Origin of the sequence: Candidatus Ornithobacterium hominis (genome assembly GCF_900538215.1) — a bacterium.
Taxonomy (GTDB): domain Bacteria; phylum Bacteroidota; class Bacteroidia; order Flavobacteriales; family Weeksellaceae; genus Ornithobacterium; species Ornithobacterium hominis.
Genome location: NZ_UNSD01000002.1, coordinates 222,365 through 246,787, shown reverse-complemented (window position 1 = coordinate 246,787; position 24,423 = coordinate 222,365). Strand labels below are relative to the sequence as shown.

At 35.8% G+C, this 24,423-nt stretch carries 19 protein-coding genes; 11 read left to right on the top strand and 8 right to left on the bottom strand.

Features of this window, described 5'->3' with window-relative positions:
- Positions 1 to 15: 15 nt before the first annotated feature.
- From D5J18_RS01390 to D5J18_RS01380, 3 genes are read left to right on the top strand one after another with little or no spacing between them, the layout of a single operon-like run.
- A complete protein-coding gene (locus D5J18_RS01390) occupies positions 16 to 1,224 on the top strand; it encodes a LamG-like jellyroll fold domain-containing protein (RefSeq protein ID WP_221407261.1) in 1,209 nt (402 codons plus the stop codon).
- Between the two features lie 12 nt (positions 1,225 to 1,236).
- The gene (locus tag D5J18_RS01385) at positions 1,237 to 2,445 is read left to right on the top strand and encodes a DUF1735 and LamG domain-containing protein (RefSeq protein WP_119057230.1); all 1,209 of its coding nucleotides are present in this window, start codon (positions 1,237 to 1,239) and stop codon (positions 2,443 to 2,445) included.
- Positions 2,446 to 2,462: 17 nt separating this feature from the next.
- Positions 2,463 to 3,509, top strand: a complete 1,047-nt coding sequence (locus D5J18_RS01380; RefSeq protein WP_119057229.1) for a BT_3987 domain-containing protein — start codon at positions 2,463 to 2,465, stop codon at positions 3,507 to 3,509.
- Positions 3,510 to 4,109: 600 nt separating this feature from the next.
- Here D5J18_RS01380 and D5J18_RS01375 read toward each other — a convergent pair.
- Together D5J18_RS01375 and D5J18_RS01370 are read right to left on the bottom strand one after the other, a co-directional pair.
- Entirely contained in the window at positions 4,110 to 4,550 is a 441-nt protein-coding gene (locus D5J18_RS01375; RefSeq protein ID WP_165844935.1) for a PepSY-like domain-containing protein, read from the bottom strand.
- A 163-nt stretch (positions 4,551 to 4,713) separates the two neighbouring features.
- On the bottom strand, positions 4,714 to 5,247 hold the full coding sequence (locus tag D5J18_RS01370; RefSeq protein ID WP_119057227.1) for a hypothetical protein: 534 nt from the start codon (positions 5,245 to 5,247) through the stop codon (positions 4,714 to 4,716).
- 176 nt (positions 5,248 to 5,423) lie between these two features.
- Between D5J18_RS01370 and D5J18_RS01365 the strand changes: the two genes are divergently transcribed.
- The 4 genes from D5J18_RS01365 to D5J18_RS01350 all read left to right on the top strand — a co-directional run bounded on the left by D5J18_RS01365 (position 5,424) and on the right by D5J18_RS01350 (position 10,962).
- On the top strand, positions 5,424 to 6,911 hold the full coding sequence (locus D5J18_RS01365; RefSeq protein WP_119057226.1) for a peptide MFS transporter: 1,488 nt from the start codon (positions 5,424 to 5,426) through the stop codon (positions 6,909 to 6,911).
- A gap of 68 nt (positions 6,912 to 6,979) precedes the next feature.
- A complete protein-coding gene (locus D5J18_RS01360) occupies positions 6,980 to 8,470 on the top strand; it encodes an MFS transporter (protein ID WP_119057225.1) in 1,491 nt (496 codons plus the stop codon).
- 43 nt (positions 8,471 to 8,513) lie between these two features.
- Positions 8,514 to 10,454, top strand: a complete 1,941-nt coding sequence (locus tag D5J18_RS01355) for a peptide MFS transporter (protein WP_119057224.1) — start codon at positions 8,514 to 8,516, stop codon at positions 10,452 to 10,454.
- A gap of 64 nt (positions 10,455 to 10,518) precedes the next feature.
- Positions 10,519 to 10,962, top strand: coding sequence for a thioredoxin family protein (locus tag D5J18_RS01350; RefSeq protein WP_119057223.1), 444 nt, complete (start codon positions 10,519 to 10,521; stop codon positions 10,960 to 10,962).
- Between the two features lie 623 nt (positions 10,963 to 11,585).
- Here the strand turns inward: D5J18_RS01350 and D5J18_RS01345 are convergent.
- Genes D5J18_RS01345 through D5J18_RS01325 form a run of 5 tightly spaced genes read right to left on the bottom strand, consistent with a single transcriptional unit; the run spans position 11,586 to position 18,273 of the window.
- A complete protein-coding gene (locus tag D5J18_RS01345; RefSeq protein ID WP_119057222.1) occupies positions 11,586 to 15,104 on the bottom strand; it encodes an efflux RND transporter permease subunit in 3,519 nt (1,172 codons plus the stop codon).
- A gap of 1 nt (position 15,105) precedes the next feature.
- Complete coding sequence (locus D5J18_RS01340; RefSeq protein ID WP_119057221.1) at positions 15,106 to 16,344, bottom strand: efflux RND transporter periplasmic adaptor subunit; 1,239 nt, start codon at positions 16,342 to 16,344, stop codon at positions 15,106 to 15,108.
- A 19-nt stretch (positions 16,345 to 16,363) separates the two neighbouring features.
- Complete coding sequence (locus D5J18_RS01335; protein WP_119057220.1) at positions 16,364 to 17,671, bottom strand: TolC family protein; 1,308 nt, start codon at positions 17,669 to 17,671, stop codon at positions 16,364 to 16,366.
- Positions 17,668 to 17,973, bottom strand: a complete 306-nt coding sequence (locus D5J18_RS01330; protein WP_119057219.1) for a hypothetical protein — start codon at positions 17,971 to 17,973, stop codon at positions 17,668 to 17,670. The genes D5J18_RS01335 and D5J18_RS01330 overlap by 4 nt, the downstream gene beginning before the upstream one ends.
- A gap of 15 nt (positions 17,974 to 17,988) precedes the next feature.
- Positions 17,989 to 18,273 (bottom strand): TetR/AcrR family transcriptional regulator, encoded by a 285-nt coding sequence (locus tag D5J18_RS01325; RefSeq protein ID WP_119057218.1) that lies wholly within the window; start codon positions 18,271 to 18,273, stop codon positions 17,989 to 17,991.
- 240 nt (positions 18,274 to 18,513) lie between these two features.
- Here D5J18_RS01325 and D5J18_RS01320 point away from each other — a divergent pair, with 240 nt between their 5' ends.
- The 4 genes from D5J18_RS01320 (at position 18,514) to D5J18_RS01305 (ending at position 22,075) form a co-directional block, all read left to right on the top strand.
- Complete coding sequence (locus D5J18_RS01320; protein ID WP_119057217.1) at positions 18,514 to 20,202, top strand: putative transporter; 1,689 nt, start codon at positions 18,514 to 18,516, stop codon at positions 20,200 to 20,202.
- A gap of 136 nt (positions 20,203 to 20,338) precedes the next feature.
- Positions 20,339 to 20,905: a thioredoxin family protein gene (locus D5J18_RS01315; protein ID WP_119057216.1), complete on the top strand. Its 567-nt coding sequence runs from the start codon at positions 20,339 to 20,341 to the stop codon at positions 20,903 to 20,905.
- On the top strand, positions 20,905 to 21,510 hold the full coding sequence (locus D5J18_RS01310) for a DUF4230 domain-containing protein (protein WP_260377420.1): 606 nt from the start codon (positions 20,905 to 20,907) through the stop codon (positions 21,508 to 21,510). The genes D5J18_RS01315 and D5J18_RS01310 overlap by 1 nt, the downstream gene beginning before the upstream one ends.
- 4 nt (positions 21,511 to 21,514) lie before the next feature.
- On the top strand, positions 21,515 to 22,075 hold the full coding sequence (locus tag D5J18_RS01305) for a DNA-3-methyladenine glycosylase I (protein WP_119057215.1): 561 nt from the start codon (positions 21,515 to 21,517) through the stop codon (positions 22,073 to 22,075).
- Positions 22,076 to 22,332: 257 nt separating this feature from the next.
- Here the strand turns inward: D5J18_RS01305 and feoB are convergent, their stop codons facing one another.
- The gene (feoB, locus tag D5J18_RS01300) at positions 22,333 to 24,420 is read right to left on the bottom strand and encodes a ferrous iron transport protein B (protein WP_221407260.1); all 2,088 of its coding nucleotides are present in this window, start codon (positions 24,418 to 24,420) and stop codon (positions 22,333 to 22,335) included.
- Positions 24,421 to 24,423: the final 3 nt, after the last annotated feature.

Sequence of the window (24,423 nt, the reverse complement as noted above, 5' to 3'; positions counted from 1 at the left end):
AAATTAAAAATGAAAATGATAAATAATATAATATATTCCTTGGTCATCGCACTATTCTATAGTGTGATGGCTTGTCAGGATGATCTCCCTTCACCCCAAGATGCTAAAGCTACAGTGGCTTACATAGATGAGTTTCAGAATAAAGAAACAATAAGATTCTCTGTAAATGACAATGGTGGCTCTACCAGCCTTACGCCTAGAATTTCACAGCTGAGTAAAGGGGAAGCTTACATCATAATAGAAGCCTCTCAAAAAGTTTTAGACGACTACAACGCTAAAAATAATGCAAATTATAAAATGCTTCCTGAGCATGTCTATAATTTAGTGAATACCAAAACAGGTGAAAAAGGAAAGTCACTCAAAGTGAATTTAGAGAATAATGATTTTGGAGCTAATATTCGTGTAGAGGTTGGGGATATGCTAGATAAAGAAGGGAACAAATTACCCGTAGCTGATAGCTATGCAGTCCCTGTAGCTTTATCAAGCGCTTCTGCAGATCGGTATATTAAAACTTCAGATTCTAGAACAGGTATTCTTATTTTAGACCGAGAATTTACTACAGGGGTTTTGCGTCTTAAAGGAAGACTTGGAGCTTATATGATAGATGAAGCTAATGACATAAAGTTTAGTGACTTTACTGCTCAAATTTCTTTCAAAATAGACGATAATGGAAATGGAAGAATTAGAGAAAATACAGGTTTACTGTATCCTAATTCTAGAACCTCAAACGGGAGTTTCTATCAAACTCTATACGGCAATGGTTTGACCTTATTTACTACCGCAGGAGGAAAAGTTGGACTAAATCAGCCTGAGTTTGAAGAATTTAAATTCGAACCTAATAAATGGTATCATCTTTCCATCTCATTTAAGGTAGAAAATGAAATTCCATACTTCCGTTTATACCTCAATGGTAAATTAGCTTATAGCGGTCCATGGACTGGGAAAATTGAAGACTGGGGTTATGTCTATATGGGAAACAGTAGTTTCAGCGGCTACATCAGAGAACTTAGACTTTGGAACAAAGCTTTGACAGAATCTGAAATCAATAGTACGCTCTATTTTGCAAATCCTGATGATGAAAATCTAGTACTTTATATGCCTTTGAATGATGTTACTAGATTTGAAAATGTAGCAACAAAAACCAAAGGTCTTTACACTTACAAATTAGGTAGTGGAGCAAACAGTGGTAACACTGATTTTAATTCAATAGAAACCTTCCCTTAAAAATTTGTAACAATGAAGAAAATCATAAACTTAAAAATAAATCTTTTAGCCATTGCACTTTTCTTTAGTGCGATGGCTTGTCAAGATGAACTTCCATCTCCCCAAGACGCTAAAGTTAGCGTTGCCTATATTGATGAGTTACAGAATACAGACGCTGTACGATTCTCGGTAAAAGACAATGGTGGTTCTACCAGCTTTACGCCTAGAATCTCAAACCTGAGCAAAGGCTCGGCTTTTCTCAAAGTAGAAACGTCACAAGAAGTTTTGGATGCTTATAACAAGAAAAACAATTCTAAATATCAAATGCTGCCAGCCAATGCTTTTAACCTCATCAATACCAAAACAGGTGAGAAAGGAAAATCTTTGACCCTTCATTTAGATAAAAATGATTTTGGTGGGAACATCAAAGTTGAGGTTGGCGAAATGGTAGATGCACAAGGAAAGAAGCTACCCGTTTCTACACAATACGCCATTCCCATTGCTTTGACAGAGGCTTCATCAGACGGCTATGTTAATACTCAAATTGCTAAAACAGGACTTTTACTACTAGACAGAGAGTTTAAATCCAGCGTTTTAAGGGCAAAAAGAGCAGGTGCCCATAGAGATATTAGAATCAGACTGAAAGATGTGTCTAAAGCAGATGATTATGAGAATTGGACAGCACAATTCTCCGTGAGATTTGCTCAAATGAACGAGAGTGCTGGCTTAGTTTGGCCCAACGCCTCAAAGGGAGGGAATCTTTACCAAATTATGTATGGCGCAAGACTAACTTTATTTACCACTGCAGGTGGAAAAGTGGGCTACAATCAGCCAGAATTTGATAGTTTTAAATTTGAAACCAACAAATGGTATCACTTCGCTATTGTTTTTGAAATGATTAATAATATTCCTTACTTCAAGCAATATGTAAATGGTAAATTAGCATATAGCGGACCGTGGACAGGTAAAATTGATTGGTCAACAGGCTTTGCTTTTGCTAGTACAACTTTTGATGGCTATATGAGAGAATTGCGTTTCTGGGACAGAGCTCTATCTTTATCAGAAATCAATAGCACTACTTACTTTGCAGACCCATCTGCCGAGGGATTGGTGATATATATGCCACTAAACGAAGAAACAGAATTTGAGAATGTTGCTACAAAAACCAAAGGAAATTACGAAGTAATATTTACAGGAGATAAAGACTTATTAAGTTTTGATAACGAATTTATATTTCCCTAACTAAAAATCTATAAACAATGAAAAAATATATATTAAAATACGCTTGCATCGCATTATTACCTGCATTGTCTATCAATAACAGCTGTAATGATAATGAAATTGTCGTCGACCGATTTGACGACTCATATACACCTGAAAAACCAACCAAAGGAGAAAGAACCCCCCCCCCACCTGTTAATTTATTAGACACGTATGCTTTTTTTACAGAAACATCTAGTAATCAATCTATAAAAAAGAAAGTCAAAAAAAATAGTGTTGAAATTCAAGGTTTAGAAAATATTTCGTTTGATATTTTCCTGAATAAAGAAGCAGAAAAAGAACTGCCTTATAGTTTAGAAATTGACAATGAGTGGCTATCATCAAAAGGTTTAAAGGCTTTACCTAGTGACGCTTATGAATTGAATTACAATAATAAATTTGAATTAAACCAAAAACAAAACAAAATTACAATCAACTTCAAAGAAGAGATTTTTAAAACCCTAGAAAAGGGCGTATATACGTTGCCTTTAAAGCCCGTATTTGAAGATTCCGAAGTTAAGCATTTAGCTGGGAACGATAAATTTATGCTTAAAGTAAATCTTCTTATACAAGGACTTCCTGATGGAAATAATATCGATAATAGCGATACTAAAACTGAAATTGAAGGGACTTATTATAATTCAGAAATCACCTTTAGCTCTCCTAATAACACAAATAATTTAGATAAGTTAAACGATGGAGATGCAGTATGGTATACCAATTCAGGAGATGACATCTTAATTGCAAAAATTCCAGGACCAGATGAAATCATAGGAATTAAATTGTTAACTTATTATAGTAACTATGATGATTCTTATCGAAGATATTCATTAAAACAAGTGAAAATAGAATCTGCTAATGGGGATGATGATGAATATGTGGAGCAAGGTGTTTTTATAGATTCTGACTATGATCAAGAGGATCTTTATATTAAATTCTCAGAACCTATAGAAGTAGATAGAATAAGATTCTCCGATTTCTTAAGTCACACTGGCACACGTGAGATTGTTACGATAGTAGGAGTAGAATTTATTTATGCCAATTAAATTTTATCAATAAAAAATCTTAATAAGTTCTCATAAAATCCCTGGTTTTAGTTTTTGAAACTGGGGATTTTTAATTTTTCTAAAAAGGCTTTAAAAATTTATCTTTAAAATTTTTAAAGCCTTAAAAAATTTTTAAACAAAAAAGCATACCAAAATGATGTGCTTTCATCTCTGTGACCACGAAAGAGTCTTTTTTTAGTTAAAAAACCAATAGAATTATTTTCTGGTTTTAAATAAAATCAAAAAATACTTTTGTAAACGAGACAGTAAGACTCTAATCTTGCGTCAACATTTAATCAAATGTCTTCTATCAATTAACTTAAGTTTGAATTATTAACCTGATATCATTACCAGTCTTATGATTTGAAGAATGAACATACAAAAAATTGCTTTATATATTCTTGAATTCCATAGAGAGATTAATGAAGAATGATTATCAACTTATATTGATAAACAGAATACAATATTATTAATTGACTGATAACGAATTAAAAAATCTGTCAAAAAAAGAAAAAAACAAAAGCCCTAAAAATCAGGGCTTTTGCAGTTAAAAAATACTTAATAAATCACATATTTGCAATGAAAAAAATGTAATGTTAATCAATCAAATCTTATGAATTTCCCTTTGCTATTAAATTCAAGTTCCATTCCGTTTGAAAGTTTCACTTCCTGTTTTCCCAAACGGCTTTTTTCAATTTTTATGATTTGAGCATTGGGGAAGTTTTGTTTTACATAACTGAGGATACCTTTGGCTATAAATCCTGTTGAAATAGGAGTTTTTTTCCCATCAACTTCCACCCATTCGCCGTCTGAGTTAAATTCAATTTCTGAACCATCCGTAAATCTTACTTTATAATCAACAGAAAGAAATTCTTTATCCATCACCACATAATCTACCGTGCTTTTTGAGTAATTATCTGAGATGAATTTCTGAGCCTTTTGAGGTAATCTTTCTTTAGTAATGATTGATTCCTGGGCATTTGCATTAATTCCTGTAAAAAAGAAAACAGCCGTTAAAATTACAATTGCTAAATTTTTCATTTTCATCTAATTATTTAATTGATTTTAACGCCCACAATTTCTATGCCAAAATTTACAATTGATTCATATAACATATGATCGCAGAAGTATTAAATTTTCACAACTGTGCAGTATATCAACTTTTAAAGCTTAAATTATTTAAAAAGCACAAGGGGTTTTTATATTATTTTCTTCTTTGAGTGAAAGTAATATTTGAATTCTCAGATTCAAAATTAAATCTTTCGGTTTTATATTTCAGAGAATAAGAAACATTCCATTCGTTTCTTTTTTTTGTCGCCTTAATGTAATTTTTGGGATCATTCATCAAGTAGTGAGCAATGACTTTTTTATCTTTATTAATCACTTCTAGAATGGGCGTAGCTTTTTCTAATTCCTCGCCAGACCAGTTAACTTGAGTTAAGTTGTTAGGAATTTGAAAGAGAATGCGGTAGGTGTTCTGCTCTAAGTCGTATTTTATGTCGCCGATAGTCTTAGAAGGGCAGGTTGGCGGAACTGTTTTTATTTCAAAAACCGTGTTTTCCCCTACAGATTGCACCAATTGGTTGGAAACTTTATCGAGTTTAAACTTTTGTGAATCATAAAAATGAGAATAAGTGGTAGGAAACTCACAACGATTAACGACGTTCCCAATTTCGTCATCTGAATTACAACTGATTAATAATAAGGATGTTATTGCTAAAAATAGTAATTTTTTCATTTTGCTAAAAAATTGAATTATCTTGCAAATGTAGTAAATCTATAAATAAATTAACAAAGTGATTCATTTTTTAATCATATATTTGTTAGCATTTATTAATTTTTTTTAAGGCTTAAAAAATTTTTAATTTCTTTACACAAGGAAATGATTAGGAATGGACAATAAAATTTACGAATATGAATAATTTTGGAATAGCCAAAGGACACCCCAATGGGCTGATGACTCTCTTTTTTTCTGAGATGTGGGAACGCGTTTGCTACTATGGTATGCGTGTTTTATTGACGTTATATTTAGTCAAATCTTTGATGAAAGGTGATGCTGAAGCAGCTTTAATTTATGGAGCTTACACAGGTTTAGTTTATGCCGCACCTATTTTGGGAGGACAGATGGCCGATAAATATTTAGGTTACAAAAACGCTGTTCTCTTGGGGGCTATTTTGATGGCTATTGGTGAATTTCTCATTTTAGGCGGGACAGAACATTTTCTACTAATTGGGATGGGCGCTTTGATTGTAGGTAACGGATACTTTAAAGCTAATATCTCTACCATTGTGGGCAAATTGTATGAAGATGATGACCCGAGGAGAGATTCAGGTTTTACTATCTTCTACATCGGCATCAATATCGGGGCGTTGATTGCTACAACTTTAATTGCCTATATTGGTGAGACTTATGGGTTTAAATACGGCTTTGCTTTAGCAGGTTTGGGGATGCTTTTGGGGCTATTTATTTTCTGGTCTGGGCGGAAAAGTTTTGCCGCGGCAGAGGGCTTAGAAATCACTCCCGAAGGGAAGGAAAAGCTTGGCGGAATATTAACTAAAGCACAATTGGTCGTTATCGCGTCATTGCTATTAATCCCAGTTTGCTATTTCTTAATTTTACAAAACAGCTGGATGGATTACATCCTTATCTCGCTATTTATCTTGATTGTAATATCTATGGTAAGAGCTGGAATAAAAGCAGATGCAGAAAACAACGTTAAAATTTGGAAAGACCGAATGATTGCCTTGATTATTTTCATGGTCATCAATATCGCTTTTTGGGCGTGTTTTGAACAAGCAGGAACTTCTTTAACTTTATTTGCTGATAGAAATGTAGATAGAAATATTTTCGGTTGGGAAATGCCCGCTTCTATGACTCAGTTTTTCAATCCATTTTTCATCATCACATTTGGTTCTATTTTTTCTGTAATGTGGGTAAAACTTTCAGAAATTGGGAGAAATCCAAGCATTCCATTGAAGTTTGCTTTCGGTGTCATTCAATTAGCATTAGGCTTCTTAGTCACCATCATAGGCTTGCAGTTTGTGAATAGCGATTACCAAGTGCCATTATTGACCTTGATTGTATTATATCTATTACACACAACAGGTGAATTGTTTCTATCACCGATTGGCTTATCTATGGTAACCAAGCTTTCACCTAAAAACATTGCGGGAACAGCTATGGGAGCGTGGTTTCTGAGTTTTGCCATTGCAAATTATTTAGGCGGTAAAATTGCTGCAATCACAGGCGGACATGCAGGGGAAGGAACAGCAAGTGCAGCAGAAGGCTTAGCAAATTACATAGAGGTTTTTTCAACCATTGGGTATGTACTTTTAGGGCTGGCAGTGGTAATTATTTTATTGAATAAGCCCATCCAAAAATTGATGCACGGAGTTAAATAGTTACAAAAATTTAATCATTTTTGCAAGGTATTATTAAGCAATGCTTGAAGTATAATTATAATAGATTTATGACAGAGAATAAAAAATCATTCAGCGAAACGGTGAAATCGTTCAACCCTACTTTTTGGGTAGCCAGTTTCATGGAGCTTATGGAGCGTTGGGCTTGGTATGGAGTATTCACCCTACTAGCCTTGTATCTTGTTGCAAGTAAAGATGAAGGGGGCTTAGGTTTTAGTCACATTCAGAAAGGAAGCATCATGGGCCAAATTACAGCTATTTTGTATTTTTTACCACTCTTTTTTGGAGTCATTGCAGATAGAATTGGGTATAAAATTTCACTTACTATCGCTTATTTAACCATGATTTTAGGTTACTACCTCATGGGTACTGTAGACACCTACTGGGGCATGTACTTGGTATTCCTTTTAGTAGCTTTGGGCGCGGCTTTTTTCAAACCAGTAGCATCTGGAATTGTCACAAAATCTACCAATAAATCCAACGGGACTCTAGGCTTTGGGATTTTTTATATGATGGTGAATATCGGTGGATTCATCGGGCCGGCTTCTTCTTCTTATCTGAGAACTACGTTTGGCTGGAAAATTATTTTCATTCAAGCGGCCGTGGTCATCGCTATTAATCTAATAGTACTTTGGATTTTCTTTAAAGAACCTGAGAGAGAAAAATATGAGAAAGAACCCATCGGGAAGGAAATTACAAATTCTCTCAATAAAATTTGGGAAGCCTTAAAAGATACCCGCCTCATGGTTTTATTGATATTGATGATTGGTTTCTGGACGATGTTCAACCAGTTGTTTTATACCCTACCTAATTTCATTACCGATTGGGTTAATTCTGCAAATATCAGTGATTGGATAAACCAAAATTTACCTTTTTTAGGCAAAACATTAACAGAAAATGGACAAATCAAAGCTGAATGGTTTACCAACATCGATGCTTTAATGATTGTGTTTTTACAAATGGGGGTTTCATTTTTTGTAACCAAAATGCGCCATGTAAGCGCTATGATTCGTGGATTTTTAATCGCAGCCATTGGTATCGGCTTAACTTTTTATACCAATAATGTAATGTTCACCATCGTGGGAACCGTAATTTTCGCCATCGGTGAGATGACGACCAACCCTACCTTTTCATCATTCATCGCATTAATTTCTCCGAAAGGAAAAGAAGCTTTATACCAAGGAACATATTTTCTCCCCGTCGCAGCAGGGAATTTTTTAACCCAATTTATTTCTGGAAATCTTTACGAAGCGTGGTCAGACAAGTTTGGTTTACTTCAGAAAGAATTAGCCAAAAGAAATATTGCAATGCCAGAGGTTTCTGATAGTTTTACAAAAAACGAGTATTATGCAATGGCAGAACAAAAACTGGGCATGAATCACTGGGAAGTTACACAAATGCTTTGGGACACCTATAGCCCCAATAAGATATGGTATGTAATTGTGGGAATTGGCTTAATAACGATTGTTGCTTTGAGTATTTATGACCGTGTAGTCATCAGACCCAAAGAAAAAAAGGACGCACTCAAGACTACAAATTAATTTTTTAAAAAATTTTTTAAGCCTTAAAAAAAATAATACAATCATGAGCAATACAAACCATTCATTTTTCAGTAAAGAAAGTCAAATCTTAGGACACCCTGCAGGATTGTTTGTATTGTTTTTCACCGAAATGTGGGAGCGCTTCTCTTTCTACGGGATGCGAGCTCTCTTGGTTCTATTCTTGGTCAGTGCAGTAGGTATTGGTGGCTGGGATTGGCCTCGAGAAAACGCACTTGCGCTTTACGGAACATATTTAGCGCTACTCTATCTCACACCCATCATTGGCGGGCAATTGGCCGATAAATATTTAGGTTACCGAAAAGCCATCATCATTGGTGCAGTAATTATGACTTTAGGTCATGCAGCCATGGCAATAGAAACGCACAAAGTTTTTCTGTATTTAGGCTTATTTTTGTTAGTCATTGGCACAGGTTTTTTCAAGCCAAATATGACTTCATTTATCTCTGTCTTGTATGAAAAACACCCAGAGAAAAAAGACGGTGCTTACACGATTTTCTATATGGGTGTGAATGCTGGAGCCTTTTTAGGAATTATGCTTTGCGGCTATTTGGGCGAAAATTTAGGTTGGTCTTGGGGCTTTGGTCTGGCTGGTATTTTTATGCTTCTCGGCTTATTGCAATTTATTTTAGCACATCAAATTTTTGGAGAAGTCGGTCTAAAACCAACTGAACATGATAATGAAGTAGAAGATGAAAATCATATAAAAATTTTAGAGAGTAGAAACCCTTTCACTTTCATCGACAAAATTTTAATCAGTTTCGTTGCCGTAACGGGTCTTACGTGGGTAATCAATGACCCACTAAGTAAAATTACAGATTACAATCTGTTAGAATTTGGCGGGAATGACTTCTCCAGTCATATCATCATTACAGCCTTAATTATTTTCACCATCCTCCTCATCATTAGGACTTTACGCTATGAAAAAGTGACCCGAGATCGGATGTTTGCCATTATGTTTATCGCTTTTTTCATCATTTTCTTTTGGGCCTGTTTTGAACAAGCAGGAGGCTCTATGAGTATTTTTGCCAAAGATTACACCAATCGAGTATTATCTGGCAATGCAGCTTATATTTTCAATATTTTAGACATCATCATTACCGTTGTCCCAGTAGCGATTATTTCTTATGTTTTATACCTTTTATTCAGAAAAACGTACCAAAATTATTTAGCCTCCAATCTGATTTTAGTCTCTTGTTTTCTCATCATTTGGGGACTCATTTTCTGGAAAATTTATTATGGATTCAATACTTTTTCTTACGAAATTTCTATTCCTAAAGCAGAAAATACGGTAATCAGAACCACACAAGATTTAAGCAATGGGCAAGAAGTTTATGTAGTAGATGTAGACAAAAATAACAAAAACTTTAAACTCATTGATAATGAAAAAGTAGCCGAACTACCACAAATTCTCACCGCCCAAGTCATTCAAAAGAAAGACAACGAAATTGAGATTCCAGCCACTTGGTTTTTAATTTTAAATTCACTTTTCATCATTCTTTTTGCCCCGCTGATGTCTAAATGGTGGGAGAGCAAATACAACCCATCGCTTGCAGGCAAATACGCAATTGGCTTATTTTTATTAGGAGCAGGGTTTGCCTTTTTGGCCTTCGGTTCTAGGGACATACCACAGGGAGCAAAAACAGCATCAGTGAGTTTTATATGGCTGATTATGGCTTATTTACTTCATACCTTAGGTGAATTATGTGTGCAACCCGTTGGGCTTTCTTATGTGAGCAAATTGGTGCCTGCACGCATGATTGCTTTTATGTTTGGAGTTTGGTATTTGGCATTAGCCATCGGCAACAAAACATCGGGAAAATTAGGCGAAATGATAGATGATATCACCAATAAATATGATATTTCTACTTTTTTCTTGATTTTCACTTTTATTCCAATAATTATAGGAATTTTAGCCTTACTATTACACCCAGTGCTAAAAAGATTAATGCACGGAGTGAAGTAATAAAAAATCTTAAACTATTTTTTTTTAAAGCTTTAAAAATTAAATTTGTAAAAATTATTAAACAATGAGAATACTATCCCTTATCATATTATTATTCATTTCAATACAAATTAAAGCTCAAGAAATCAACTGGCTTACCATTGAACAAGCAGAAAAAGCTCAAAAAGAAAACCCCAACAAACCGATGTTCATCGACATCTATACCGACTGGTGTGGCTGGTGTGCTAAATTAGACGCAAAAACCTTCAAAGACACTGACGTAGTAAAGCACATTTCAGAAAACTATATTCCCGTAAAATTAAACGCCGAGCACAAAGACATCATCAACTTTAGAGGGCAAGATTTTAAATTCATCAAATCAGGCCGCTCTGGGATTAATCTATTGGCTTACCATTTGTTACAAGGCAAAACCGCATTTCCATCAATGGTTATTTTATCATCTGATGGCAAAATCCTCAATACGCTCAACGGCTACTTTACTCCAGAGCAATTATTACAGCAATTATAGATTTTCAAACCATAATTTTTCAATTAGCAAGCTTGTGAAACAAGCAAAAACATTCATTTTTGGAAAAAGAATAAGGGGGGGGAGGAATAGAATTAATTTAAAAAAACATTCACATCAATGAGAATTATTCAAATGTGGCATTTGATTTGAGAAGAATAGGGTAAGTAAAATGCATTTTTTTACACTTCATCTACATCAACTTCAAAAATTTTATTCACATTAATTTCAATTTTGAATATAATTAAAGAAACACTTTTAATGAAGCTAATTATGATTTTGCAATATATTTTCGTTGGAATTTTAATTCTTATCGCTTTGGTTTACTTATTTAGAAAGTTACTTCTACCCTTACTAAAACCAGGAAATAGTTCTTGTGAAAAAGGTTGTGGTTGCACTCCAAAATCAGCAAAAAAAGCTTGATTTTTTTTAAGGCTTAGAAAATCCTCAAAATCCACTTCCCTTTATGCTTTTTGCTTGATGGCGTTAATTTCTAAAGCTTTTTATTTATTATTCATAATATTTCGTGTTTTTTTGATTATCAAAAGTCTATTTTTTTCAAATAATCAATTAATGAAAAAAAATCCGCAGATTCCTCTACGGATTTTTTTAAGCCTTAAAAAAAATTAGTTCGGGTATTTCTCTGCATTTTTACCATAGCGAACTCTAAATTTCAATCGATTAATTAGATATTGTAATACGGGAACGACCACCAAGGTTAAAAAAGTTGCAAAAACCAACCCAAAGATGACTGTTTTTGCCAATGGTCCCCAGAACAAGACGTTATCTCCGCCCATGTAAATATCTGGATTGTAATTGCTTAGTAAACCTTCAAAGTCAATGTTTAACCCAGTGGCTAACGGAACCAAGCCTAAAACTGTGGTAATGGCCGTTAAAAGAACTGGCCGCAGGCGTGATGCTCCACCATTCACGATGGAATCTTTCATGTCAGCAATCGGCAACATTACATTTTCTGGAATGTTCAATCGTTTTTTCTTTCGATTGATAAGCAATTGCGTGAAATCAATCAAGACAATGGCGTTGTTTACCACAATTCCTGCCAATGAAATAATTCCCATCATAGTCATCATAATCACAAAATCATCACCATTCACAATCAAACCTAAAAATACACCAATAAAGCTTAGCAATACCGTTAGCATGATGATAAAAGGTTTAGAAATTGAGTTAAATTGTGCGACGATAATCAATACAATTCCAGCAATGGCAATTAGAAGTGCGGTCATCAAGAAATTCATGTTTTCTGCCTGTTTTTCCTGTTCTCCTGTGAATTTATAGCTCATTCCTTTAGGAAGTGCATACCCCGCATGTGTTAATTTTTCTTTGATTTTATTTACAGTTTCTGTTGGGTTATACCCTCCCAAGACATTGGAATAAATCGTAATTGTGCGTTCAAAATCTTGTCTTTTGATTTTATTGAATTGCTTTTCTGGGGTTTTTGTAACAATGGCAGAAATGGGAATTTGTATAATTTGCCCATTATTTGGATTTCTAAACGTCAAAGGCTGATTAAACACGATATTTTCATCATAACGTTGTTTTTCGTTTAATCGAATATTAATTGGGTAATCGTCATCGTCTCCAGCAGGGCGGTAGCGAGAAACTTCGTAGCCATAGATTGATTGACGCAAAGTTCCACCTACCATTTGGTTTGTAACTCCCATGGAACCAGCTAACTGGCGGTTAACTTCTACTTTCATCTCTGGAATATCTCTGGAGACATCTATTTTCAATTCTTCCAGTCCTTGCACGCCAGATCGCTCAATAAATACAAGCATTTTTTCGGCTTCGTCCATCATTGCTTGGTAGTCTTTACCCCGAATTTCTAAATTTATTGGGTAACCAGCGGGCGGCCCCACTTCATTTTTTTCCACCGTCACAGAGGCTCCTGCATGCCCGCGAACAGCTTTACGGATTTTTTCTAAGACTTCATTACTATCTACTCCGTGCCTGAATTTATATTCTCTCAAAGACAGAGTGATTTTCCCTTTGTGTGGAATTTCAGCTGAAGACCCAGCATCTGTTTGCGGATTTCCAGCTCCTTCACCTACTTGAGAGACATTTGATTCCACCATGAAGTTGTAGTCTTCTCCATCTTTTTTCACAACATAATCATCTACCACTTCAGCTACCTGAGCTTCAATTTCTTTGGTGAGCTGATTGGTTTTTTCAATATCGGTTCCCTCGGGATATTCTACATAGACCATGATTTGATTGGGGTCGTTCTCTGGGAAAAATAAAACTTTAGGTTGTGTTACTCCCAACAAAGAAATGCTTAAAATAAATAAGAGCAGCATTCCTACCATGAGCCAAACGGGGTTTTTACGCTTTAAAGCCCAATGCAAAAAATCACGGTATTTGTCTTCTAACCAAGGTAATCCTTTCTCTTGAAACCAAATACTCTGTGGGTATAATATATATTCATACACCCAAATCATGATAGCGAAGAAAATACCTAAGTTCCCAAAAATTCGAAGAATTGTGACATTAAAAACATAACCTGAAAGGACTAAAAGAATGCCCAACCCGCCTAAAATGGCTGTAGAAATAATCATTTTTCTTTTATTTGGCTCTGATTTATCTTCGGCTTCGGTGTGCATAAATTCTGAAGTCATCATGGAATTGATAATCAATGCTACAAATAAGGACGAGCCTAGTACTACTGAAAGTGTCATCGGGAAAACCATCATAAATTTACCCATGGTGCCTGGCCACAAAGCTAAGGGGAAAAAGGCGGCCAACGTGGTTGCAGTAGAGGCAATAATTGGCCAAGCGATTTCGCCCACACCTTGCTTTGCGGCTTCTTTTCTGGAATAGCCAGAGTTCATTAATGTATAGACGTTTTCTACAACTACGATTCCGTTGTCTACCAACATCCCAAGCCCCATTACTAGGCCAAAAAGCACCATGGTATTTAAACTTACGCCCATGAAGTTCAGAACCATCAGAGACATCAGCATAGAAAGAGGTATCGCCATCCCTACAAAGCTGGCATTTCTTAAGCCTAAGAAAAATAATAATACGCCCACAACCAAAATTACCCCAAAAACGATATTATTAATTAAATCTTTGACTTGATTTTCTGTCTTAGGAGCTTGATTGTTGGTAACTGTAACTTTCACGTCTGCAGGTAGATAGTCCATTTTGGCGTGGTCTATTAATGCCTGTACCTCATTCACTGCATCAATCATGTTCTCGCCACTCCGTTTTTTGATGTCCATCATAATTACAGGCTCACCAGATTCGCGGGCGTAAGTGGTTTTATCTTTTTCTCTAAAATTGATTTCGGCAATATCACCTAGATAAGTGACTCCACCAGTTTCTTTCACGGCAATTAATTTCAAATCATCAGGAGACATAATCTCACCTACTACACGAATGTTTAACCGCTGATCTTGATTGATGATATTCCCGCCAGAAATTGTTTTGTTGTCGCCAGAAATAGACTGTGCAATATCATTAAAGCTAACTTGCGCAGCAGCCATTTTATACACATCTAGCGCTACCTCTACTTCTTTGTCGTTCACGCCACGAATCGGCGCTTCCTTGATGGCTTGTAAGGACTCAAAATCATCTTGAAGTTTTTCGGCAAAATCTTTCAGTTGCTGTAGTGTGTAATTTCCTGTGATATTTATGTTTGCAATGGGGAATTCTTCAGCGATATTTAGATCAAAAACATTCGGCTCTACTTTTGCTCCAGTATCCATCGTAGGCCAATTAGCATCAGCTTTTACCATGTCTACTTTGTCTTTCACATCATTTTTAGCTTCCTCTAAAGTTACATCGTCAGAAAATTCAACGATAGTCATTCCATAATCATTGAATGAGATTGACTGAATATCTTTGATTCCAGAAACCCCTCTCAGCTCCTCTTCAATAGGTTCGGTAATGAATTTTTCTACATCTTCTGCTGTATTCCCAGGGTATACAGAAGAAATGTACACTTTATTTTCAATTACCTCAGGGAAAGATTCTCTCGGCATCGAAGTAAAAGCTAAGAGCCCGCCAATAGTAATGATGGCGATAATCACATAAACCGTGATTTTATTTTGAATCGCCCATGTCGAAATCAAGAAACTTTTGTCTGATTCCTGTTCCACTGGGACTGGATTGTTCAGATTCATATTATTTTACGTTTGATAATTCGACTTTATCTCCTTCTTTCAATTTAGCAGGAGCTTCTGTGATTAGTATTTGCCCATCGCTGATTCCAGAAATAATTTCAATCATTCCGTTAGAAACCTCTCCAGTTTCTACATAGTATTTTTTTGCGACACCTTCTTTACTATTTACATTTTCTGCTACATAAACAAATTTACCTTGAGCGTCCTCATAGATAACGGTTTCAGCTACTACAATCGCTTTTTCTGCTGTGTAGTCATTTAATTGCAATTCTGCATTCAAGTTTGGTTTCACCAAACCATCTTTATCTGGCACAGGAACTTGCACTTGAAAAGTTCGGTTAGCAGGGTTAATCGAAGAGCTTACTAAGCGAACTTGAGATTCTAAGGTTTTATCAATAGAAGGTAAATGAATAATAGCCTTTGTTCCTACCTGAATAGCAGTTAAATAATTTTCAGGGACATTGGCTACGGCTTTCACACCAGCAGGGTTCACCAAACGAATGATTGGCGTGCCTGGAGCCACAGCTTGCCCGTTTTGTGTAATAACTTGTTCTACTCTTCCACTGAATGGAGCCTTGAGTCTAGTTTTCGCCAATTGTGATTCAGCACCAGAAACACCACGCTGAGCAGCTGAGACTTGTTGCTTAGCGGCTAAGACTTGTTTTTGAGTCGTTTCATAATTTGTTTTCGCTTGTAGGAACTGCATTTCAGAACCAATTTTTTGATTCCAAAGACTTTGTTGTTTCTCAAAAGTGGTTTTCGCTAAATCCCTCTGAATCTCAGCCTGTTGCAATTGAGCTTTTGCTTGGTCTACTTGAATTTTAGCTTGATTGACTTGCTCGCTCAAGCCACCGTCTGAAATTGTAGCAATGAGTTGCCCGCTTCGCACATATTGTCCTTCTTTCACCAAAAGCCTCAAAACACCACCAAATTCAGGAGTTACACTCACATCTTGGTCCGTTTCAATATTGGCTTGTAGTTTTATAAAGTGATTATATAACGTGTCTTTTGCTATTTGAAACTTCACTAATTTAGATGCTTGGGGGTCTAATTCTGCAATCTTTTCAGCAATTCTTGCCGCTAAGTTCTGCAAGCTATCAGATTGCTCTTGAAGGTTCGTTTGTTTAATTTTTAAAGCATTAACATCTTTGCTGTTCATTAATTCATCTAAAGATCTTTCCTGTTTATTTTTACAAGACATCGCAAAGATGGCTAAAAATATGATGGCTATTTTTTTCATTTTTTTGATTTTGATTTATCTAGTATTTTCCTAAAGCTTGGTATAGCGCTGTTTTAGATGTAATTAACTCTAGGGCTGATGAAATGTATTCGTTTTCAGCCTCATACATTTGAAATTCAGTATTAGTCAAATCCATATTAGAAGACAAACCTTCAAAATATTTAATTTGTTCTTTTCCGAATATTTTTCTTGTCAGCTCCACTCTTTGGCGATTGATTTGGTAGCGTTCCAATGCATTTTCATAATTCAAATAAGCATTTTTAACCTCTTGTATAAGTTTTTGCTCCGTTTTAATTCGCTCAATTTCTGCGTTTTCCAATTCAATTTTAGCCTGTTGTGTTTTAGCCCTTCTTTGCAATGAACTAAAAATAGGAACTTCTAATCTTAGCCCCCAGATGGTAGAAGGGTAATGATTTTCAAACTTATTGAAAAGGCTCGCATCATTGGTAGACCAATTATGGGAATGTTGCAAAAAGGTGCTGAGCGTTGGCAAAGCCATTGATTTTTGGTGTTTTACTTGCAGCTCATTGAGCGTTACTTGATGCTTTGCCAAACGATAATCGATGTGATTTTTCAGGTTAAAATCTTTATTCTCATGAATTTCTATTAAGTCTTCTTGAATGATTTCTTCTAGTGAAGTCGTAAGAACGGCAGCTTTATTTTGATTCAGCCCCATAATGAACTTTAAAGAATTCAATGCGTTTTCCTTTTGTCTTGTCGCATAATCCTTTGCTGACTTCAAACTCAACAGATTATAGCTCATTTGGTCTACGGCTTGTTCCTCTCCTAGACCAGCTTTATAGATTTCTTTGATATCATGAAGATTTTTTTCACCTGTTTTCACGTTTTTCTCTAAAATCTTTAAATTTTCGCCAGCAATAATTACCGCAGCATAAGCATTTATAACGGCTTGCTTTAATTCCGATTCTGCTTTTTCTTTACTCATGACAGAAATTTGCTTAAAAGCCTTTGCAGATTGCAACCCCACAAGATAAGAGCCACTGAACAGCAATTGAGATGCCTGAACGTTGGCAGATAAAGTCTTTTGCTGCCCAGCTTCAAATTTTAGCGTATCACCCAAGAAGATTAACGGGCGATTTATGTTATAATTATAATCTACATTCCCGTTAATTTGTGGTAACCCGATGGCCGTGTTTTCCCATATTTTCTTTTGAGCTTTTTCAATATTATTGGCGGCTATAAGCAAATCATAATTATGAGTTAATGTATAATCAATGGCTTCCTGTAAAGAAAACCTTAAAGGTTTTTCTTGCGCAAAATGAACTGAAAATATCAGTAAAAAAACGATTTTCAATGTTTTTCTCATTTGTCTTGAATTAATTGTTTATATTTTTCTAAGCCCTTCGAAGATAAAATCCCTCTTATGAAAATATCTGAATGAATATCAGCAAAACTATACTGCGCATCCACCTCTTTGTTCAATTCCAAACCAGTTTTAATTGAATTCTGAAGTTCCAAAAAAAGCTTAGCATAAACACGTGGCACAACTTCCTTTCGGTAAATGTTTTGCATCAATCCTTTCTGGAAATTTTGAGCTAATTCTTCAACGATTTTATGATTTTGAGCAATAAAAATCTTTCGGTACAGTTGCCCATAATACCGCTGCAATTGGAATGTACACGCTTAGTACTGTCTGCCATTAAATTTTTGAGCGATATACTTTCTCAGCAACATTAGCTCCTCTATCGCACTCAAATCCTGCGCTTGAATCTGCTGAAATTGATTTTGAATCGCTTCAAACTCATCTTCCAAAACTTCTGAAATCAACTGTTCTTTACTCCCAAAAACTTCATAAAGCGTTTTTTTAGAAACAGCCAGTTGGTTTGCAACGTCATCCATTGTCACCGTCTTAAACCCTGCTTCATAAAACATTCTTGCCGATTCTTTGACTATAATTTCTTTATTCATTTTTATAAAATCGATTGCAAATATAGGTTGAAAACTCAAGAAACCAAAAAAGTTTTTAAGTTCTATGGTTGAAATTATCTTATTCGTCACTCAAATTTCACATCATCTCATTTTTTCTAAGCCTTTAAAAATTTTTACTGAAATGAAAATTAAATTTTCATAACATAATTCAGCTTATTTTAATATTTTCTTGTAAGAACTTCACCTAAATTTGCACTTGAATTCATTAAAATAAAAAGAATGTTTGATTGGCTAACCTCACTGCTATTCCCTGTAGAAAATCCCTCTATCGGGCAATCGCTCATCACCATCATGCTGGCCATAGGCACTGGCGTTTTCTTAGGTCGATTAAAATTTGGTAAAATTACATTTGGAATTTCTGCCGTTATGTTCACTGGTCTATTTTTGGGGCATTTGGGCTATCGGATAGAAGAATCCATTTTAGATTTCATCCGAGATTTTGGTTTGATTCTTTTCGTCTATGGAATTGGTATTCAGGTAGGGCCATCTTTCTTTTCTTCATTTAAAAGTGAAGGTTTAAAATTTAATATTTTGGCCGTTTCTACCGTATTTTTATCTGGTATCATCACTTTTATTCTATACCTTACCACTGGACTTTCTATTGAAAACATGGTGGGAATCATGAGTGGGTCTGTTACCAATACGCCTGGGCTCGGAGCCGCTAAAAACACGATAGCGGAGCTTAAAGATTCTTTCCCAGGCCGAACTTTTGACGACCCTGCGATTGGCTATGCTATTACTTACCCACTGGGCGTTTTTGGCATTATAGGCAGTATTATCTTAGTGAAAGTATTACTAAAAATTGAAACCGTAAAAGAGATGCGCCTCTTTAGAATGTCAAAAATCAATTGTGAGAATCCTTTGATTCCTAGAAAAATGAGGGTAACCAACGAGGCTTACTTGGGTAAAAGCATTGAAGATTTACAAAAAGAATTTGGCGAAGGAATTATTGTTTCTCGCATCAAGCGTAGCGGGCAAAAAGAAGTTGTAGCCCCGATGCTCGAGACAAAACTAAGCCTCCGAGATGTTTTGATGCTTGAGGGGAAAGAAGAGGATTTAAGTAATTTCATCCAAAAAGTTGGACGACTTTCTTCTGATTCTTTCATTGAAAGTGACTCTGAAATTGTTGACAAAAAAATATACGTGACCAATCCCAAAGCAGTTCACAAAAAGCTTTCTCAACTTGACCTTTACAATACGTATGATTTGAAAATCACGCGCGTCTTCCGTGCAGGAAGAGAAATTTTACCTCGCCCAAGTTTAGAGCTTTATTACGGCGATGTTTTGAAAGTCATCGGGAAAGAAGATGCCATCAACGAAGCAGGTAAAATCATCGGCAATCAAGAGAAAAAATTAGTAGAACCTGACTTTTTATCACTCTTTGGCGGATTATTCTTAGGAATCGTTTTAGGTTCTATCCCAATCGCTATCCCAAGCTTACCCGTTCCTTTAAAACTAGGCTTCGCCGCTGGTCCGCTGATTGTTGCATTACTCATTTCCCGCTACGGAGGCATTAAATTTATTCATTCTTATATTAACAATGGCGCCATTCACTTCATGAAAGATTTAGGTATCGCACTATTTTTTGCTGCGGTAGGAGTGCATGCGGGCGATGGTTTCTATGACAACTTTATCGCATTCAACGGCTGGACTTTCCTACTCTACGGTTCTGCCATCACATTGATTCCACTGTTCACCATGGTCATCGTAGGTCGATTTTTCCTAAAAATCAACTTCTTGCAGCTGGCAGGAATCATGAGCGGCGCTTATACCGATCCAGCGGCACTTTCTTTTAGCACCAATTATCTAGACAGTGATATCCCGATACAAAGTTATGCACAGATTTATCCGCTGGTGACCATCGCCCGTATCGTCACGGCGAGTATGCTAGTGCTTTTATTTGCTTAATTTTTTTTAAGCCTTAAAAAATTCACCAACAAAACCTCGATAAAATTTTTTTCATCGAGGTTTTCTATTTTTTTCTAATTCATAAATTTGGAATTAAATTTGAAATCTTTAATTGAACAAAGATTTTTTAAGCCTTATGAAAAAAAATAGATTTCTGCGATTTTCTGTCGCCTCGTTTACTTTAGCCCTTGTCACTTTTTCTCTTTGGAATTGTCAATCAGTTAAAAAAACACAAAAACAAGCGCACAAATTTACTTCAAAAGAAATCGATGGAATGCTTGTCGGGCAGGTTTCAAAAGAGCAATTAAAAGATTTTGCGCCTTGGTATGCCGAAAATCACCGCTACCACGAGCTGAATGAAGACTTGATTCAAAATTTTAAAAAGGCTTTAAAAAAATATGATATTGAAGTCTTTATGGGCACTTGGTGTCCAGACAGCCACCGCGAAGTTCCTGCTTTTTTCAGAATTCTTGAAACGGCCAATTATCCCGCCAAAAAGGTGAAACTCTACGCCGTTAATCGAAAGAAAGAAACAGGGCTAGATGCAGAAAAAGGTAAAAAAATCACGCACGTTCCTACATTTATTTTTCATCAAAACGGGAAAGAAGTTGCACGTATCGTCGAGAGCCCTATCCATTCACTCGAGCAAGACATTCAAGACATCGTAAACGGGAATCCGCAAACACCTCATTACGCAGACTGATGATACGTTACATTAGATATATTATCATATTCCTTATCGGTGTAGGCGTGGCTTACTTTATTTTTGGGAATCAAAAAAAGCAGAACGTGGCAGAAGCTTCTTCTACCATCGCTTATGGGATTCAACGACTGAATAAATTGGTGGTTGCTGAGCAAAATTATGCCAATTTTTACTCGCACAAAAGCAGTAATTCTTACTTTGGGAATTTAATTTCTTTTGACAAGAATTTGCTTTTGAAAGTTGATTTGCGTGTGCAGGCAAGCTATGATTTATCGGCAATGAAGATTGAAATGGATTCAATCAATCAGAAAATCATCATTAATGAAATTCCTGATTTGAAGCTAGAAACTTTTCCCGATGTTGATTTTTTTGAAATGAAACAGAGCAAGCTCAATCAGTTTAGTAAAGAAGAACTAAATGCCATAAAAAAACGTGCTATCTTGGCTGTGGAGAAGGAAATTGACTATACTGAACTGAGCAGACAAGCTCAAGAGCAGTTGTTTGAAAACTTAGAAGAGATTTATTTATTAGCTAAAATTTACGGCTGGGAGGTTGAAAATAATACTAAATTTTCTAAGCCTTTAGAAAATCGAATAAAATTTTAAACCCTTGAAAAAAAGATGCCATTGGGTAACGGAAGACGCCTTGTACATTCAATATCATGACCACGAGTGGGGCGTCCCAGTAAAGGATGAGCATACGTTTTTTGAGTTTTTGGTGCTAGAATGTTTCCAAGCGGGGTTGAATTGGTTGACTATTTTGAAAAAAAGAGAGCATTTCAGGCAGGCTTTTGATGCGTTTGATTATGAAAAAATAGCTCATTATTCTGAAGAAAAAGTGAGCGAGTTGATGCAAAACAAAGGTATTATTCGCCACGAAGGGAAAATCAGAGCAGCAATCAACAATGCTCAAAAATTCATTGAAATTCAAAGTGAATTTGGTAGTTTCTCTAAATTTATTTGGGGTTTCACCGAAGGGGAAGTTGTCAAAAATCATTGGGAGAGGGGAGATGAAATTCCTGCAAATACGCCGCTTTCTGATGAAATTTCTAAAGCCTTAAAAAAAAGAGGATTTAAATTTGTGGGGAGCACAACGGTTTATGCTTTTTTGCAGGCTACAGGAATTGTAAACGACCACATCTCATCTTGTTTTTGCTACTCACCAGAGTAGTTATTCCATGCTTTTAAAAATATCTCTTCAAATTGACTTTTCAAAGTTGAGAATAATGTGAGAATAATGTGAGAATAAGATTTTGATAGAAAGTGTTAAAAGAATGATTTCTATTTATTCATTATCGAGTTAAATGCCCCATAGTTGCAGGCGTTATATTGATATTGTTTCCCGTGACTTCTTGAAATGTTGAATAACTTTTTTAGCGATTCAGTTTTTTGAGTATCAATATTTTTCTTGTTTTTAAGAGGAGCTAATTAACTAAAAAATTGATAGCTTAAATACGCCATAAGATAAGCAAAAGAAGACATCATTACAAACTGGATTAGTGGCCATTTCCAGGTGCGTGTTTCTCTTTGTACAATTGCCAAGGTGCTGAGGCATTGCATGGCAAAAGCATAAAAGACCATGAGCGAAACACCTGTTGCTAAAGAGAAAACGGGCGTTCCATCAGGGCGTTTTTCTGTTTTCATCCGCTGAACAATGGTGTTTTCATCCTCAGTTTCTGAGCCCAAGCTGTAAATTGTAGCCATTGTCCCTACAAAAACCTCACGAGCCGTGAAAGAAGATAAAACGCCAATGCTGATTTTCCAATCGTAACCCAATGGCTTAAAGAAAGGCTCTATAAAATGCCCTATATTCCCTAGCAGAGAATGTTCTAATTTTAAAGACTCTAAGTGATGTTCTTTCTCAGTTTCGTTCCAAGCATTTTGAGTTGCTTGAACCTCAACAATTTGTTCAGCGTTTTGATAAGTTTCGGAAAATCCCCAAGAGCCCATTGCCCATAGAAGTATACTGACTGATAAAATTATTTTACCTGCACCGAAGACAAATGCAGAGACTTTTTCAATTAGCCCTAGCAAAATATTCTTCCAATGTGGGATTTTATAGTCGGGCATTTCCATGACCAAGTAACTTTTGTAAGGTGAAGAAATCCTTTTTTTCAAAACAAAAGCAAAAAGCAAAGCTGCAATGATACCAATCAAATAAAGTCCCATCAAAACTAAACCTTGCAGGTTAAAAAAACCAATTTTGGTTTTAGGTATTACCAGAGCAATTAAAATGGCGTAGATTGGCAACCGAGCTGAGCACGTCATAAAAGGTGTTACCAAAATCGTAATGAGTCGTTCTTTTGTGTTTTCGATATTACGGGCTGCCATGATTCCTGGGATGGCACAGGCCGCACCAGACATCAATGGCACCACTGATTTTCCGCTTAGGCCAAATGGTTTCATCCATTTATCCATCAAGAAAACCACTCGGCTCATGTAGCCCGATTCTTCCAAAATTAAAAGAAATAAAATTAAGATAAAGATTTGTGGAATGAAGATGACTACACCCCCAATGCCAGGAATTAATCCATTGGAAATCAGCTGAGCTAAGGGGCTGTCACCTAATAATGTTCCGATTTCATTTTGGAAGAAAGCAAAAAGCCCATCGATGTAATTCATTGGGAGTTCGGCCCAAGAATAAATGGCTTGAAATGCTAAAATTAAAATACCAAAAAAGATGATATAACCTAGGACGGGGTGTGTAAAAATTTGATCTAATTTTTCATTCAAATCTGGTTTATCACTTTTGGGCGAGATAATAGATTTATTGACAATAGGGTCAAGGAGCTCGTTTCTATCAATAGTTTCCTTTACTTGCAGTCGAGCAGAGATAATTTTATGTTTTTCCTGCAAAGTTTTTAGAAAATTAAAATCTTGAACTGCTAAAAAAGAATTTCTCCCTTGGGCTAAAATTTGCCAAGCGATATAATCTCGGGTTAAATTTAATTTTTCTTTAATTTCCTGAACAGCAGGAGCATAATTGGCTGGAATTTCATAATTTTCTTGAAAAACGGGGAAATCCCTTGAGAATCTAGCCAAAAGCTCATCAACACCTTTCCCGCTACGTGCAGCGGTTTGAATTAATTTTTCTCCAGTGAAAAGCTCAATCTCTTTTTCTTGAATTTTAATATTCTTTGCCGCAGCTTGGTCTACCATATTGAGGACAAAAATCACAGGCAATCCCATATCTCTCACTTGCTGGTAAAGAACCAAACTTCGTTTCAGGTTACTCGGGCTACCAATTACCACAACTTTATCAGGAAAATCAGGGTGTTGAGGTTGGCTTAAAACATCAAAAACAATCTCCTCATCAGCCGATTTAGGGTATAATGAATAGGTTCCTGGGAAGTCATAAATAGTGAAATCTTTGCCCTTAACTTTAATTTTAGCTATTCGTTTTTCTACCGTAGTGCCAGGGTAATTCCCGACTCTTTGTTTTAGACCAGTGATGTAATTAAATAGAGTAGATTTCCCTACATTGGGGTTTCCAATCAGTGCTATTTTTGGCGCCATGAT